This is a genomic window from ANME-2 cluster archaeon, from assembly GCA_014237145.1.
In the GTDB taxonomy this organism is placed as follows: Archaea; Halobacteriota; Methanosarcinia; order Methanosarcinales; family Methanocomedenaceae; genus Methanocomedens_A.
This window is the reverse complement of sequence record JAAXOC010000012.1, coordinates 9,008-9,746: the sequence shown is the minus strand read 5'-3', so window position 1 is coordinate 9,746 and position 739 is coordinate 9,008. Positions and strand designations below refer to the sequence as shown.

Below are 739 nucleotides of genomic sequence, written 5' to 3'. Positions count from 1 at the left end.
GGTTGGGGATGCTGGTGACGAATGCGATCTGAATATTACTGTTGTTAAACTCGAGCAGACCGACGGTACTGCCATTGATGCAACCGATGTGGATGGTACATTCACCATATCAGGTGGAGCGGAAGACACCACACCACCGGTCATAACCAATGTTGTATGTAACACTCCAACAACCGACTCGGTAAACATCACATGGACTACCGATGAAGTGGGTGACAGTCTTGTCAAATATGGCACCGAAACCGGTGTTTACACAGATAACGAATCCTATATAACGATGGTGACATCGCACAGCATTATGCTGACAGGATTGGTTGCGAATACGACATACTACTTCGTTGTGAACAGCATTGATGCAAGCGGTAATGCAGGTGATGGAAGTGAGTTCAGTTTCACTACTGCAACCATCTCTGATACTACAGCACCGGTCATCAGCAATGTTGAAAACACTGATCTGACAACCAATTCAGTAACCATTTCCTGGGATACTGACGAAGACAGTGACAGTGTTGTCAAGTACGGTACGACGCCCGGTGTTTACACGGATAACGAATCCGATACTTCACTGGTTAGCTCGCACAGCATTTCACTGGCTGGATTGAGTGCAGATACAACCTACTACTATATGGTTTACAGCACTGATGCAAGCGGTAATGCAGGTGATGGAAGTGAGTTCAGTTTCACTACTGCAACCATCTCTGATACTACAGCACCGGTCATCAGCAATGTTGAAAACACT

2 protein-coding genes (both cut by a window edge) are annotated in these 739 nt (G+C 46.0%); both read left to right on the top strand.

What is annotated here, in order from left to right; translation table 11 throughout:
- Window positions 1-739: part of a hypothetical protein coding region (locus HF974_02320; GenBank protein MBC2697175.1), annotated on the top strand (this coding region is incomplete at its 5' end). 12 nt of the annotated region lie beyond the right edge of the window; the window shows 739 of its 751 annotated nt.
- Window positions 726-739: the beginning of a hypothetical protein gene (locus HF974_02315; GenBank protein ID MBC2697174.1), read on the top strand. Its footprint extends 1,681 nt past the window's final position; the window shows 14 of its 1,695 coding nt (coding positions 1-14); it begins with the start codon at window positions 726-728; its stop codon lies off the right edge, out of view. The genes HF974_02320 and HF974_02315, both read left to right, overlap by 26 nt.